The organism is Reichenbachiella sp., from assembly GCF_039941815.1.
Taxonomy (GTDB): Bacteria; Bacteroidota; Bacteroidia; order Cytophagales; family Cyclobacteriaceae; genus Reichenbachiella.
In genome coordinates, this window is sequence record NZ_JBDVDW010000065.1 from 181,203 (window position 1) to 195,525 (window position 14,323).

Annotated in this window: 14 protein-coding genes; 3 read left to right on the plus strand and 11 right to left on the minus strand. The window is 41.3% G+C overall.

Annotation, left to right across the window (positions count from 1 at the left end):
• Nucleotides 1–181: 181 nt before the first annotated feature.
• Nucleotides 182–991 (plus strand): ion transporter, encoded by an 810-nt coding sequence (locus ABJF11_RS17960; protein ID WP_348121520.1) that lies wholly within the window; start codon nucleotides 182–184, stop codon nucleotides 989–991.
• A gap of 68 nt (nucleotides 992–1,059) precedes the next feature.
• On the opposite strand, the gene ABJF11_RS17965 is transcribed toward ABJF11_RS17960, so the two are convergent.
• A complete protein-coding gene (locus ABJF11_RS17965) occupies nucleotides 1,060–2,274 on the minus strand; it encodes an S-adenosylmethionine:tRNA ribosyltransferase-isomerase (protein WP_348121521.1) in 1,215 nt (404 codons plus the stop codon).
• 89 nt (nucleotides 2,275–2,363) lie between these two features.
• Here ABJF11_RS17965 and ABJF11_RS17970 point away from each other — a divergent pair, with 89 nt between their 5' ends.
• The gene (locus ABJF11_RS17970; RefSeq protein WP_348121522.1) at nucleotides 2,364–3,455 is read left to right on the plus strand and encodes an o-succinylbenzoate synthase; all 1,092 of its coding nucleotides are present in this window, start codon (nucleotides 2,364–2,366) and stop codon (nucleotides 3,453–3,455) included.
• A gap of 132 nt (nucleotides 3,456–3,587) precedes the next feature.
• On the opposite strand, the gene ABJF11_RS17975 is transcribed toward ABJF11_RS17970, so the two are convergent.
• From ABJF11_RS17975 to ABJF11_RS18015, 9 genes are all read right to left on the minus strand, one after another.
• On the minus strand, nucleotides 3,588–4,403 hold the full coding sequence (locus ABJF11_RS17975) for a queuosine precursor transporter (RefSeq protein ID WP_348121523.1): 816 nt from the start codon (nucleotides 4,401–4,403) through the stop codon (nucleotides 3,588–3,590).
• Between the two features lie 5 nt (nucleotides 4,404–4,408).
• Entirely contained in the window at nucleotides 4,409–5,323 is a 915-nt protein-coding gene (locus ABJF11_RS17980) for a ribonuclease Z (RefSeq protein WP_348121525.1), read from the minus strand.
• Between the two features lie 42 nt (nucleotides 5,324–5,365).
• A complete protein-coding gene (locus ABJF11_RS17985) occupies nucleotides 5,366–5,743 on the minus strand; it encodes an STAS domain-containing protein (RefSeq protein ID WP_348121526.1) in 378 nt (125 codons plus the stop codon).
• Between the two features lie 18 nt (nucleotides 5,744–5,761).
• On the minus strand, nucleotides 5,762–6,706 hold the full coding sequence (locus ABJF11_RS17990; protein ID WP_348121528.1) for a phosphoribosylaminoimidazolesuccinocarboxamide synthase: 945 nt from the start codon (nucleotides 6,704–6,706) through the stop codon (nucleotides 5,762–5,764).
• Between the two features lie 70 nt (nucleotides 6,707–6,776).
• On the minus strand, nucleotides 6,777–8,090 hold the full coding sequence (locus ABJF11_RS17995) for a toxin-antitoxin system YwqK family antitoxin (RefSeq protein ID WP_348121529.1): 1,314 nt from the start codon (nucleotides 8,088–8,090) through the stop codon (nucleotides 6,777–6,779).
• Nucleotides 8,091–8,212: 122 nt separating this feature from the next.
• The gene (locus tag ABJF11_RS18000; RefSeq protein ID WP_348121530.1) at nucleotides 8,213–9,391 is read right to left on the minus strand and encodes an acetyl-CoA C-acyltransferase; all 1,179 of its coding nucleotides are present in this window, start codon (nucleotides 9,389–9,391) and stop codon (nucleotides 8,213–8,215) included.
• 374 nt (nucleotides 9,392–9,765) lie between these two features.
• The gene (locus ABJF11_RS18005) at nucleotides 9,766–10,998 is read right to left on the minus strand and encodes a sialidase family protein (protein ID WP_348121532.1); all 1,233 of its coding nucleotides are present in this window, start codon (nucleotides 10,996–10,998) and stop codon (nucleotides 9,766–9,768) included.
• Nucleotides 10,999–11,063: 65 nt separating this feature from the next.
• Complete coding sequence (locus ABJF11_RS18010) at nucleotides 11,064–12,203, minus strand: DJ-1/PfpI family protein (protein ID WP_348121533.1); 1,140 nt, start codon at nucleotides 12,201–12,203, stop codon at nucleotides 11,064–11,066.
• Between the two features lie 94 nt (nucleotides 12,204–12,297).
• Entirely contained in the window at nucleotides 12,298–13,146 is an 849-nt protein-coding gene (locus ABJF11_RS18015; RefSeq protein ID WP_348121535.1) for an AraC family transcriptional regulator, read from the minus strand.
• Nucleotides 13,147–13,251: 105 nt separating this feature from the next.
• Here ABJF11_RS18015 and ABJF11_RS18020 point away from each other — a divergent pair, with 105 nt between their 5' ends.
• Nucleotides 13,252–13,761, plus strand: a complete 510-nt coding sequence (locus ABJF11_RS18020; RefSeq protein ID WP_348121536.1) for a hypothetical protein — start codon at nucleotides 13,252–13,254, stop codon at nucleotides 13,759–13,761.
• On the opposite strand, the gene ABJF11_RS18025 is transcribed toward ABJF11_RS18020, so the two are convergent.
• Nucleotides 13,733–14,134, minus strand: coding sequence for a hypothetical protein (locus ABJF11_RS18025; protein WP_348121538.1), 402 nt, complete (start codon nucleotides 14,132–14,134; stop codon nucleotides 13,733–13,735). The genes ABJF11_RS18020 and ABJF11_RS18025 overlap by 29 nt on opposite strands.
• Nucleotides 14,135–14,323 lie beyond the last annotated feature (189 nt).

Below are 14,323 nucleotides of genomic sequence, written 5' to 3' on the forward strand. Positions count from 1 at the left end.
AGTAAGGATGGAGAATATAACCGTTTTTATACTTTTTATAATTATTAGGATATGAAGCAATGCGACTGTTCATCTACTGATAAGTCATAAATATCAAATATTTAATACAAAAAGGGTCGGCAGTCTGGCAGGTAATCTATATTTGCAATTCTTTTGAAACCAAAGTAGTAGAACTAGCACAATGGCCAATCACCGGGAAAGACTAGGAGTATTTCTAGAGAGCTCAAAATTCCAAAATTTTATTGTTTCACTGATCGTTGTGAACAGTATTACGATCGGTATGGAGACTTCGAAATCATGGATGAACAGCTATGGTGGATTCTTCGATCAGCTGGATAATATTATACTTGGAATTTTTGTCATAGAGGTGATCTTGAAAATCTATGCCTTCGGATTCAGATTTTTCAAAAATGCATGGAATATCTTCGATTTTCTAATTGTAGCCATAGCAGTAGTTCCTGCTGCCGGTTCGTTTTCCGTATTTAGAACCATCAGGATTTTAAGGACGCTTCGTCTTATCAAAAACGTACCGAAGCTTCGGGTAATCATAGAAGCACTGATCAAATCAATCCCTAGTATTGGCTGGATCATGGTGTTGCTGATGACGGTATTTTACATTTTTGCTGTATTGGCCACGAATCTTTATGGAAGCGATTTCCCCCAGTGGTTTGGGGGCATTGGGGAGTCTATGTTTACGTTATTTCAGATAATGACCCTGGAGAGCTGGTCCTCAGGCATCGCCCGTCCAATGATGGAAGTGACTCCATATGCCTACTTCTTCTTTATACCTTTTATCCTGATTGCTACCTATACAACACTCAATATTTTCATAGCGATAGTGGTGAATACTATGAACGAACTGCATATCCAGGACAGCCGGGAAGAGGAAGCCAAGATGGTGGAAATGATCATGACAGAACACAAAAAGTCCCAGGAACAAATAGAACATCTAGGCGCCAAAATAGATGAGCTTCTCCAGCGTGAGAAATGAAAAAATCCCACCACTGTGTTTGTGATGGGATCTTAAAATCAAACTAGGAAAATTACTTCTATATACGATTAGTCAGATCGAAGGTTGTTTCGCAAGAGCAGCGAAGTATCTCCATAGCTCAAGAATCTATAGTCATTTTCCAGTGCTTGTTTGTAAATATCTTTCCATGCGTTACCAACGAATGCTGCGATAAGTAATACCAGTGTAGATCCTGGCATATGAAAATTGGTAAACAATCCATCGGCAACTCTAAAGTCATATCCAGGGTAGATATATATTTCTGTTTCGCCCTTAAGCTCGTCCGTATTCTCCTGATCCATTTTAGAAATGATGGCTCTCAGCGCCGTCTCCAGGTTTATGTTTTGGTACCTCGCCTCATAGGGGTCGGTCTTCTCTATTTTGAATGATACATCTGCATTCAAGTGTAGCTTCACCCCATACCAATACAAACTCTCTAGCGTACGAAGTGCAGTCGTACCCACGGGTATGATGGGTCCCGAAGAGGCCAAAATGTTCTCAATATTTTTTCTCCGTATTATGATACGCTCATTATGCATTTCATGGTTTTTGAAGTTTTCCTCCTTGATAGGTCTGAAAGTACCGGCGCTTACATGGAGGGTCAGACGATCCTGCACTACTCCTTTGGCTGCGAGTTGGGCTAAAATCTCTTCAGTAAAATGCAATCCAGCTGTGGGCGCAGCTACGGCTCCTTCCAACTCTGAAAAGACCGTTTGATAGCGAACCTTATCTTCATCCTCTTCTTCTCGATTGAGGTATGGCGGTAGAGGTACATGACCCGCCGCCTCTACGATTTCAAGAAACTCCTGATCACCGGCCCAACTGAATTCTACATACTGCTCCTCCCTGCTGCTTAGGCGTGCTTCGATTTCAAGATTGTCTTTTAGTTTTAATTTTAAGACATTCTCATCCTTCCACTTTTTTAGATTGCCAATCATGCACTTCCAGGTGCATTTGTTTTTGGCCTTGAGTGCTTTTTGAAATTCTGGGTGTGGCAGTATGGGCTCAGTTAGAAATACTTCTATTTGGGCACCAGTATCCTTATGGAAAAATAATCGCGCTGCAATCACCTTGGTATTATTGAGAAACAAAAGTGAATCCGCTGGTACGAGATCTGCTACCTCTCTAAATGACCTGTGTTGGGTTTTGCCATTTTGATAATACAATAGTTTTGAGTCCTCTCGATTGCTGAGAGGGTGCTTGGCAATACGCTCTGGCGGAAGGTCGTAAAGATATTTTTCTAATGAGGTTGAGTCTGACATCATGAGTCAATGAATTTTAAGATTCAAAATTCTGTTATTCTCCTCATAATGCGATATGAATAGCTATTTTTATTGCGGTTAAAAAAACAGATATGGGATTGATACTTGATTATAGAAAGCTTGAGCTAAAGTTTAAATTCGATGCTGGTACCTCTCGTGGAGTGCTAAAAACAAAAACGTCATGGATTCTCAAGATTTTTGAAAAGAGTGATTCGAAGACCTTCGGATTCGGAGAAGTGAGTACGATTGAGCGGCTAAGCTTTGACTATAGTGTGGATTTCGAGTCTGAACTTGAAGAATTGAAGACTCAACTGGCTAAACTAGCGAAACCTTCCAATAAAGCAGAAGTATTTCAATTGGTAAAACAATTGGTCAAGGCAGGACGTCCGGCAATCAGATTTGGACTGGAGACTGCTTTACTAGACTTATTACACGGTGGCAAATTCAAAATTTTTGACAACTCTTTTTATCAGGGAGACAATGGAATACCTATCAACGGATTGATTTGGATGGGTGATCAGGAGTTTATGAAAAACCAGATCGACGAAAAACTAAGTCATGGGTGCAAGTGTCTCAAGTTGAAGATAGGAGCGTTGGATTTTGAAGTAGAATACGAGCTATTAAAATATATTCGATCACGATACTCCGCTGATGAGTTGATACTGAGAGTCGATGCCAATGGTGGATTTACCACTCAGGAGGTACTAAAAAAACTTGAGAGGCTTGATCATTTTGAGTTGCATTCGATAGAGCAACCGATCATGCCTAAGCAACCGGAGGCAATGGGCTTGATTTGTGAAAAATCTGCAGTGCCAGTGGCCTTGGATGAAGAACTTATCGGGGTGTTTTCTACACGGGATAAAATAGAATTAGTTGATGACATCAAACCGAATTTCCTGGTTTTGAAACCTTCTCTGTTGGGAGGGTTTGTGGCTACAGACGAGTGGATAGCCATAGCAGAGGCTCGTGGCATAGGCTGGTGGATCACTTCCGCTTTGGAATCGAATGTTGGGCTCAATGCGATTTGTCAATATACTGCTCAGCATTATTATCAAGGACATCAAGGGCTAGGCACAGGTCAGCTTTTTGAAAACAATATTCACTCTCCCTTGGTGATTCAGGGCGAAGAGATAGTTTATAATAAGACCCTGAGTTGGGATTTTATCACACTTGGCTTTGATTAGTCTACTAAATCTCTTTGTTGATCGAAAATTTTCGATTAAGACGAAATATTTTTTGAATTTTTGTAAAAGTAACGTTCCGCTGGTTCGTTTATTAACACTGAGAACAACCCACCTAAGAAAGATTTTTGCATTCTATATTAGGGATTTGCTGGATTCTGCGGCCTCTTGGGTCAAGAGTTCAGCATTTTCTTTTCCAAGATACCTGTCTATCAAATGATGTCCCAGATAGATCAATGGTGTTAACACAATAGCCACTACAAATTTGTAAATATAGTTGATAGATCCCACTGCTAGCACTTGGGAAAATGGCCACTGCGCTTGATCTGGCGCTAGCAAGTAAAAAGCTATAAATAGCACGACAAAACTATCGATCAATTGAGATATCAAAGTGGAGCCCGTTGCACGCAGCCAAATCATTTTAGGGCCAGTCCATCTTCGCAATCTTTGAAAGATGAAGACATCAAGGAATTGACCGATCAAAAAGGCCACCAGTGAGCCCACAATAATCCCAAGTCCTTGCCGGAAAATGGCTCTGAAAGCATAATTAATATCGAATGGATTTCCTGCGGGATCCTGGCTGTATATACCTACCCAAAAGTCTGCCGGAGGAAGGTTGGAAATAATGTAGATCACAATAAAAGCAAACGAAATTAGTCCAACGGTCAGGAAGCTAATTTTCCTTACTCCGGCTTTCCCGAAATATTCGTTAATAATATCTGTGGTAATGAAGACCACAGGCCATAAGATAACGCCCGCTGTAAGATTAAAGTCCAGTACATACAGACCAAATAAGCTGATTTGCGCCGGCCGCATTCCAATAGCAGTTTCAGCAGAGAATATTTTGACCCCGACGATTTCTGCCAGCAGTGCGCTTGTGATAAAAATGCCCGCCAAGACCAAAAATAGATTGGTTTTTTTGTTGAGGTACGCCGAAGTAGGTGCTTTCATGCTAGCTATTCTTGTGTAATTGTCTCCCCTTCCAGAGCCAGTTCAGTATTGGCAAATATGGTACGTGTTTCCTCCAGCATAGGCTCAAGCTCTTTGTATCGCGTGGAATAGTGGCCTATGAGAAGTTTTTTTACCTTCGCTTTTTTTGCTATTTCGCCAGCCTGAATTGTAGTAGAGTGATACGTCTCATCAGCCCTTTCCTTCATATCTTCTTTGAACGTAGCTTCGTGATAGAGCAAATCTACGCCTTTGATATATGGAATGATATTTTCATCGTATCTGGTATCAGAGCAATAAGCGTATGAGCACTGACGCGCAGGGTTGTCAGTATATTTTTTATTTTCAAGAAGAATCTTTCCATTTTCGTCGAGCACATCCTTGCCGTCTTTCAGCGTAATGATCGTAAGGGGAGAGATATTCTTTTCAAGCAGACCTTTTTTGATCTTTCTTTTTTTTGGTTTCTCCTGAAACAAGAAGCCAGAACAGTCAATGCGATGATCCAATGGGAAGGAATGTACGGTGAGATTTACATTTTCAAACAGCAATTCGCTTTGACCAGGCGTCCACTCTTGATAGTTTATTTCATAGTTGAGGATCGAATGGGAGTATTTCAGCTGGATAGAAATGATCTCTTTGAGCCCGGGCGGAGCATAGATGTTCAAAGGTTTTTTTCTACCATATAGGTGGAGCGAGGAGATCAGCCCCATCAATCCATAGTAATGATCACCATGCAGGTGACTGATGAATATATGATCAATGCGTTGAGACTTAACTTTAAATTTTTTAAGTCTCAACTGTGTGCCTTCTCCACAGTCTATTAGAAATGGCACCTGCATCATAGTCAGAACTTGCGATGTCTGGTGTCTGTGATGGGCCGCAATGGCCGCATTGGAGCCTAATATTTTTAAAGAAAAGGACAATAAGATGTAGTTTAGGTAGTCTGGCTGATTGGAAAGGAAGACTTAGTCCTCCTCATTTTTGAGACCTTTCTCAAGATCATTCATGAATACAGCATCGACGGCCTCCTCCACTGTAGGCAGGATATCAAGTACGCCATCTAGCTGAGAGATTTTAATAAGCTTCATCGCATGATCAGATACACCGGTAAGAATAAAAGATCCTTCCACTTCAGAAAATACCCTGTTGCCCACAAGGATGGCACTGAGCCCTGAAGAGTCAATGTATTTCACATCAGACAAGTCCAAAATGATGTTTTTGATGCCTTGTCCCTGAATCGTCAAAAATTCGGATTTGAGATCTGGCGAAATGGTAGAATCGAGCTTTTCTTCATCCACCTTCAATGTATTGTAGTTTTCTTGTCTGTCTAGTGTAAACTTCATAATGGTATTTTTTCTCTTCTATTGTAATTTAATCGATTTTTCGATGTTCGCCTGAATACGAGCTTCTATGTTCTCAGTCGATACTCTTTCAAATTCATCTCCAGTAATTTTCTCAAAAAGCTCAATATAGCGATCTGAGATAGAATTGACTTTCTCCTCTGTCATTTCGGGTATAATTTGACCCTCTTTTCCTTGAAATCCTTCAGAGATTAACCACTGACGCACAAACTCCTTGGAAAGTTGCCTCTGAGGCTCATTATTATCCTGAAGCTCTTGGTAGGTATCCTGATAGAAATATCTGGAGGAGTCTGGCGTATGAATTTCATCTATAAGAATGATTTTTCCGTCAAACATCCCAAACTCATACTTGGTATCCACCAGTATGAGCCCACGGGCAGCAGCCATTGCCGTACCGCGCTCAAAAAGCTTTCGTGTATAATCTTCTAGTTGGAGATATAGAGATTCTTCAACAATGCCCTGGGCCAGAATTTCTTCTCTCGAAATGTCTTCATCGTGTCCCTCGTGTGCCTTAGTCGTCGGAGTGATGATCGGCTCGGGTAGTTTGTCGTTTTCCTTGAGCCCTTCTGGTAAGGCCACACCACAGAGCACTCTTTTGCCTGCTTTATACTCTCGTGCGGCATGTCCAGCGAGGTATCCCCGGATCACCATTTCCACAGCAAAGGGCTCGCATCGCTTGCCAATAGTCACATTCGGATCGGGCACAGATTCTACCCAGTTGGGGACGATGTCTGATGTAGCATCTAGAAATCGAGCTGCGATTTGATTCAGCACTTGTCCTTTGTAAGGTATGGCTTCTGGTAGTACCACATCAAATGCCGATAATCTATCGGAAGCCACCATGACCAATTGGTTTTCAAACTCATAAACATCACGGACCTTGCCGGTGTACTTTTTCGTCTGTCCTTCGAATTTGTAGTTGGTAGATTTTAGCCCTTTTGTCATGGCACAAAAGTAAGCAAAATCATAAATGTGATTTCGCACGTGAAGAGAAATCTTACCTTAGATATTTCAATTACTTTTTATCGGGAATCAATCGTCCAAACTTATAGTTCTCTTTCTTTATCACCTCGCTTTTTTTGTCATAATAGACCCACTCACCATTTTTTTCATTTCTTGTATAGCTGCCTTTGATTTCTGGCACCTGTGATTTGAAATATTTAGTATAATCACCGTCCAGCCGGTCATATTTGTAGTTCATCTCTTCGGATTTTTTTCCTTTGCTGAAATAGCGTGTGGCAGTCCCATGCTTCTTGCCATTTTCATAGCTCACCTCTTCTATTACATGCCCTTTTTCATCATAGATGAGGCGCTTACCTTCCAATTTTCCCTCAACATAATTCTCCTTTATTGAGAGACCTCCTTTCGAACTAAAGTACTTCCAGGTGCCTGATTTAAAATCATCACGAAATTGCCTGGTGGCAATGAGCACGCCGTTTTGATTGTACTCCTCGATTGTTCGGTTTTTTTCATCGTTGCCGTAGTTGGCCTTTATTTTCAGTTGGCCGTTGGGGAAGTAGGTCAGGTTTCCTCCTGTCATTTTATCATCGACAATGTTGAGCTCCTTCTCCAGACTTCCATCCTCGTAGTAGGAGGTAAATTTTCCGTTGCGCATACCGTTTACATAGTCTCCCTGCAGTTTGATTTGGCCATTGGGGTAGTACTTTTTATATCCTCCTTGCAGGGAGTGGTTGGACTGGTTAGCCTCAGTATCTATTCCCCCGTTTGGATAGTAGCTGATCATGAGGCCGTCGATCACGCCGTAGGTATAGTTGATTCTGGATTTTGGTTTTCCTGTTTTGTAATAGGTAGTGTTGATCCCGTGTTGCTTTCCATTTTTATAGTTCACCTCTTCTTTGATGACCCCCGTTGGGTAATACTCTTTTACAAGGCCATCAGGCCTGCCTAGTTTGAATGCCGTTGTATTTTTTATTTTCCCATTCGGGTAATAAGTGACCAACTCGTCGACCAACGAATCGTTTCTGAATTTTCCCTGCTGGATGAGATTTCCGTCTATGTCATATACTTCAGTAGTACCTTGTCTGAGTCCATCCTGATAGAATGTTTTGCGCTGAATCTTTCCGTTTTCATAGAAGTTCACAAATTCTCCCTGCCGTTTTCCATTGCTATAGGAGCCCTTTACAATCACCTGACCGCCAATACTGAATTGCTGATAGGGACCCTCCAATACAGCTGTATCTTTTTGGACTACCAAGTATTCTTCTTTTAGCGAACGCTTTTCATCATCGTAGTAGCTACGCACCACCTCTTGCGCTGTGGATTGCCAAAACACAAAAAAACATAACCAAAGGAGGATACCAGATTTCATTTACTTTTCAAGCTGATTAATAGATACATCAATGTTGAGCAAATCCTAGCCACACAAAAAAAAGACTATAGATCTGAGTGGCCTCAAATCTAAAGTCTTTATACGCTTTTTTAAGATGTTTATTATGCTTTTTCTATGACAATGGCAGAAGCACCACCACCACCGTTGCAAATACCAGCTACACCGATCTGTCCACCTTTCTGATCCAATACGGAATTCAATGTGGTTATGATCCTTGCTCCGGAGCATCCAAGTGGGTGTCCCAGGGCTACAGCACCACCGAATGCATTGACATGCTCAGGGTTTAGCTCCAGCTCTTGAATGTTTGCTAATGCTACTGCCGAAAATGCCTCGTTGATTTCGTAATAGTCAACGTCAGATTTATCAACTCCAGCATTCTTCAGCGCCTTTGGTATGGCGAGTGAAGGTGCAGTAGTAAACCACAACGGCTCTTGAGCTGCATCGGCAAACCCTCTGATTTTGGCTAGAGGTTTCAATCCCAACTCCTCCATTTTCTCTTTGCTTACAAGGACTAGTGCAGAGGCACCGTCGTTGATTGTAGAAGCATTGGCCGCGGTCACACTTCCGTCTTTGTTGAAGACCGGACGTAGCGATGGGATCTTGTCAAATTTTACGTTTTTATACTCTTCGTCCTCTGACATGACGATAGGATCGCCTTTGCGCTGTGGTATTTCTACAGGGACTATTTCATTTTTGAAATATCCCTTGGTTACCGAATCAGCTATTTTCTTGTATGAGTTGATTGCAAATTCATCTTGAGCTTCGCGAGAGATGTTCATTTCCTTGGCAGTATTGTCTGCACAGCTACCCATAGGAAACTGGTGATACGGCTCCCACAGGCCGTCATGCATGAGTCCGTCTAGCAGTTGTCCATGTCCGTAGCCATGCCCATATCGTGCTTTTGGTACATAGTATGGGACATTAGACATGCTCTCCATTCCACCAGCTACAATCACGTCGGCATGGCCAAGCATGATGCTCTGAGCTCCCAGCATGACAGATTTCATACCAGAAGCACATACCTTATTTACAGTGGTACATGGTACATTGTATCCGATACCGGCTCCGATAGCCGCTTGTCGGGCAGGTGCCTGGCCAAGGCCAGCAGATACCACGTTGCCCATGAATACCTCATCGACTAATTCTGATTTGACTCCGGCTTTCTCAAGGGCACCTGTGATGGCTATGGATCCAAGCTTGGTCGCGGTCAGACTTGAAAGGCTTCCTCCAAAACTTCCGATTGGCGTTCTTACAGCCGAGACTATATATACTTCTTGCATGTTCTTACTGGGTTAATATTTTACAATCGTAAAAATAAATAGGACAACTGATTCTAGGGATAAGAAACTACATTATTTGGCCAAATAAGAATTGTTTACTTCAGAAAGTCATACCTACAGAATAATCATCAATACTTGCCAAACAAAATTTAACTTCAAGCGAATAATAGTTGCCTTATTCAAAATTTTCTATTGAATAAGGGTAGGTGACCTTGAAATAATTCGTACTCACCGAATAATCCGCCTCATTGGACGATAAAAGGTGCGGGTGATCGTTGCAGATGCTACCTTAGTTTCAGGTTAGGTTGGTTTAAGCCTGCAAACAACGATTCTTTCTCGAATAAGCTGTTTGCAGGCTTTATTTTTTCATATCACTATTGGATAGTGATTTCACAAGTCTGCAGTTCAAAATAGCCACTTCGACTATCACTCCAAATCACTTGAAAACTTCCATTGGATTTGGCTACAAGATTTATGTAATGTCCACCACCAGGGAATTTATTGGCTACATCTCCATTGTCCAATATTCTTGGATTTGTGCTTACAGTAGATATGCGAATTGGCAAACTAAAGGAAGCTCCGCCGTCTTTCGAGTAGACAAAATAGGTATCGTATTTATCTTGATTGGGGTCATTTTGGCTATCACGCCAAGATATTGCCAAGAGTCCGTCTCGATTTATCGCCAGACTTGTGACTAGGGCTTTACTAGGAAGCTGGTTTTCAAATTGATCTACACGGATGTCTTTACTCCAGGATTTACCTTGATCAGTAGAAAAGTTGAGCCATACTCCATTTGCAGCTCTTGCAAAATATAGCCTGTCAGAGAAGGGAGAGTTGGTATGTGTGTCTGAGGCCATTCGCATGTAGCCTCGTTGGCCACCAGGACGAATGGTAATAATGCTTTTTTTGCTTAATGTCATCAATTTTGGATCATACCGTTGGACCCATGCCTTGCGGAGATAGTGAGAGGATGGTACGATTACCGAACCATCAGAAAGTATTGCCGGTTCACAGAAGTTTAGCCTGATGCCTTCACCACTCACTTTGGCCACTTCTTCAAAGATTCCATAGTTGCGTCTGTGAAAGAGAACAACATCAGCACTCATATCATCATTGAATCTTACTGACGTGAAATAAAAATCTTTTCCAGAGGCAATTACTTTTGTCCCGTCATGCCCGTGGTCTGAGTCAATGGTCTGTCGACCTTGCCAACCAATTCCTCCATCATTTGAATAAAAGAATTGAATAGGAAACCTGTTTTGAAAACTACCCTCCGTTCCCAGCCAGGTAAGAACGGCTTGTCCGTCTTCTGAGATCGATGTCCATGGGTCATATCCCCAAAAGTTATGTAGGGTTTCATTCCATGTTTTACCACCATCTTGTGAGACAAAGCTGGATAGTCTGGCACTTTCATAGGGCTGATCAGTCGAAGTAATCACCATAGCAGCAGCGAGCAGATGATTGGGATCATAGGGGTGGGCTGCGAGGTGAGGTTCTACCACCGGTAAGCCACGAAGTGCTGATCGAATGGTAACCGTCTTCCCGAACTGAACAGAAGGGAAGACGGTCGTTGATTTGACTTGGGATAAGCATAACCGACTTATCAAAAGACAAAAAATTAACAATATGTGGTGAAAGTGCAGATCAAAAATCTTCCTCATTCTATGCGTTTTCAAAAAGTCTGCTTTTCAATTCTTTGAGCCTTAAGAATGGCTATGGATTGATTAGAATCTTGGTATTTCAACTCCAATTTTATTAGACCTTTACCAAGTATGGAGTGATTCATTATGCCTACAAGCAAATTTTGGTTTGAGATTGTAGTACTCCAATCGTCTCTTTTTTCAATTTCATGCCTTATCAGCTTCAATGCTTCTTGGATATCGGTATCAGGTGCTAGCCTGTATCTGTATTCCCAGCTGTTATTATCTCCTTGTGAATAGTAAAAAGAATCCGAGAATAGAGCGACCAACTCGCGAAGCCCTACAATATAGTAGTCTGCCAATTGAGATCTTGCATAGTCATCCTCTCGGCTCCATGGATATTCCATATGATTTGCGATATCCTGTGCTCTACCTATTCCATAAAACTTAGAGACTACTTGAAATGAGGCATCTATCCCGGACGAAAGCCCGGCGGAAGTGATGATGTTTCCATTGTCTGCATATTTTACGTTATTAAGAGCTAGAGTTTTCGGGTATTGTTCTTCAAGTCTTGGAATCAACCCGGCGAAGGTGGTGGAACTGATCCCATCCAACAAACCGGCTTCTCCCAAAAAAAAGGCCCCGCTGCAAACAGAAAAAAGAACCTTCGTTTTAGTCTGACGGTCTTTTATAAACTTTACAATGACTGAGTCGCTCGGATTACTTTCAGCCATACCCCCACCAGGAAATATCAGAACATCCACATCAGGAAGAGCGTCTAGGGTGAAATCAGGAGTGAGGTTTAGATTCATCCCTATGCGGACGCTATTAGCAGATTTTGAAAACGTCACAACATTGAACCCGGCGTGCTCAAATACAGAAATCGGTCCTGATACATCCATGACATCTGCACCGTTGAAGAGTAGCATGGCCGCTGTTGGTCTTTCTATTGTGGGCCTGCTAACATGGCTACTCAGCAAGATGGGTTGCAAGCTCATATTGCATGCCGAACAATTACCGGAGGATCGGAAATACTGACCGTCATTTGTACACCCGCAGGGCGAGCAGTAGTAGATGATTTGATCTTGTGGTAGGTCGTCAACTATAGCATTTTGTGCACACAGTCTAAATATGAGTGATAAGAAGAGCACAAGGAATATTAATCGTTTCATTTTTGACCTTTGTTTAGTTACAATGACCAAATAGCACAAAGAATGAATTAATAACTAGTACAGAATTGCGCTTTACACAAAAGGAAGAGTTGTTTTATTTCGTACTACGGTATTGCGAGGGAGTTGTGCCTTCTATTTTCTTGAAATTGCGTAGAAAATGGCTATGGTCAAAAAAACCAACTTCCAGCGCCGTTTGCGAAATACTTTTAGCCTTTAGTACCTCCTTAGCTTTTTCTACCCGCACATTGCGCAGATATTGGAATGGAGTTAGACCATATTGATTTTTAAATTGTCGGGAGAAATAAAATGGACTCAGACACGAGATCTCAGCCATTTGGTCCAAAGTGAGATTCTTTTGAAAATTATCATAAATAAATTCTCTCACTGAAGTCAATTTCTTCGTTGACTGATTTGAAAATTTGATATCTAAGCTAGTCTGTTTGACGATTAGTTCGGTCAGCCATTCGGTCAGCATAGATTCTGCCTCATGAGTTCGACTCATATTTAGAAGAAAGACAAAGCTAGAGACTTTAGATTGCAAAACTGGATCAACCAAGGGGTGGTTTCTAAATCTGATATCAGAGTTTAAATTGATTTCATTTTTTTGGCAAAAGCTGCTAAAAAAGTCCGGTTCTATCCGGATAGAATGGAATTTCAATGGTTTTTTTTCGAGAGATCTACCGGCATGAAGTTCGCCAGGATTGATAATTAACACGCTTTCGCATCCAATTTTGTAAGTGTGTGATTCTGTAAACCCGTCATTGATTCCAAATTCGACCCATTGCACGGTGAAGTGGTCGTGAAAATGTTTTGGGTATTGGTGATCGTTGTAAATGGTTGTACTTGCAGTGACTCCCTTTAAATTGGAAAAATCGAGGTATTTAATCCTAATATCTTCTACCATGTAAATATCAACGATATAGCGAATGTTGTGTTTGACCACTTATATAATAGCTTGGAAATGTGAGTGAGGTGTCTTTAGAAAAGATTTAAGTAATAATATGTAACTTCAACTAAAGCTAACTTTTACAACTTAACCCTAATAATCATGATCAAGCTACTAGTAAAGGGCGTCCTGTTTTTGTTCGTTCTTGTAATATTCCACGCTACCTACGAGTCATTTGTCCTTTACATTTCTGGTGACAATTCAAAACAGGCTTCAAAAGAGTTTTTACTTCAAAATGGGGTTGAATTTCAAGCGAAGCTTATTTATCAATCTGATAAGCTTGAAGATGATGAATGTCAGGCCTGTGTAGAGTTTATAGAGCAAGAAGTATCCGTCATAGCTGTGATGTGGGAAAACAAGAGTTTTTTAAAATATGAATTCTACGATGTGGATGGAGAAAGGCACACTTTCTCCTTTAGTCAAGACCAGGAAGAGGAGGTATATGAGTATTTGAAAGTCATTCATGCTGCCAACAGTGGCCCTTTTTCGGTATATATTGGGAATCGCAAGCAGCTAGCCTCGCAGGAATATTCAACCAGTGATCATCTAGTCGATGCATTTCTAAGCCTGGCTTTTGGTGTTGTTATTTTAGTGGCTGCGATTTATTCATAAATTGAGGGGCTATTTGAAAGAAAGACTCCCAAACGAAAAACCCAACAACGTAGTTGGTAACAACTAGATCCCAGTAACCATAAATATCCCAGCCAGGTCTTAGCACCCATCCCAGCTGCATAAGTAGCATAAGCAATGAAAAGACCAAGACCGTCAATGCAAGAATCAAAACGCTCTTGAGTAGCCATTTGTATTTTAAGATATAGATGCCAAATAGTACATGCACGAGTACCACTCCGGGAAATACACCCATTTTCATTCCGTCTATTCGGTCACCAGTCGCCATGATGAGAGCCACAGTGACAAAGTATGGAATAGCTGATGCCAGCAGCCCAAGCAGTAGATAGCTTGGTATTCTTTTGATTAGATCCATATTTTTTCAATTGTTAACTAAGATACTATATCACTTCTTCTCTTATGTCAAGTAGGTATTTTGGGCAATTTCCTGAACTAATCCAAAAAAAATACCGTCCGACTCAGCGCAGTTTATACTTTGCGTACCCACTTTTGTCTTAAAAGGAAGGGAGTGGTAATATCAGAAAGTTTTATTTTCAAGTTGTAG

Coding starts and splice junctions, on each gene's coding strand:
- ABJF11_RS17960 (WP_348121520.1), top strand. CDS start 182: ATGGCCAATCACCGGGAAAGACTAGGAGTATTTCTAGAGAGCTCAAAA.
- ABJF11_RS17965 (WP_348121521.1), bottom strand. CDS start 2,274: ATGATGTCAGACTCAACCTCATTAGAAAAATATCTTTACGACCTTCCG.
- ABJF11_RS17970 (WP_348121522.1), top strand. CDS start 2,364: ATGGGATTGATACTTGATTATAGAAAGCTTGAGCTAAAGTTTAAATTC.
- ABJF11_RS17975 (WP_348121523.1), bottom strand. CDS start 4,403: ATGAAAGCACCTACTTCGGCGTACCTCAACAAAAAAACCAATCTATTT.
- ABJF11_RS17985 (WP_348121526.1), bottom strand. CDS start 5,743: ATGAAGTTTACACTAGACAGACAAGAAAACTACAATACATTGAAGGTG.
- ABJF11_RS17990 (WP_348121528.1), bottom strand. CDS start 6,706: ATGACAAAAGGGCTAAAATCTACCAACTACAAATTCGAAGGACAGACG.
- ABJF11_RS17995 (WP_348121529.1), bottom strand. CDS start 8,090: ATGAAATCTGGTATCCTCCTTTGGTTATGTTTTTTTGTGTTTTGGCAA.
- ABJF11_RS18000 (WP_348121530.1), bottom strand. CDS start 9,391: ATGCAAGAAGTATATATAGTCTCGGCTGTAAGAACGCCAATCGGAAGT.
- ABJF11_RS18010 (WP_348121533.1), bottom strand. CDS start 12,203: ATGAAACGATTAATATTCCTTGTGCTCTTCTTATCACTCATATTTAGA.
- ABJF11_RS18020 (WP_348121536.1), top strand. CDS start 13,252: ATGATCAAGCTACTAGTAAAGGGCGTCCTGTTTTTGTTCGTTCTTGTA.
- ABJF11_RS18025 (WP_348121538.1), bottom strand. CDS start 14,134: ATGGATCTAATCAAAAGAATACCAAGCTATCTACTGCTTGGGCTGCTG.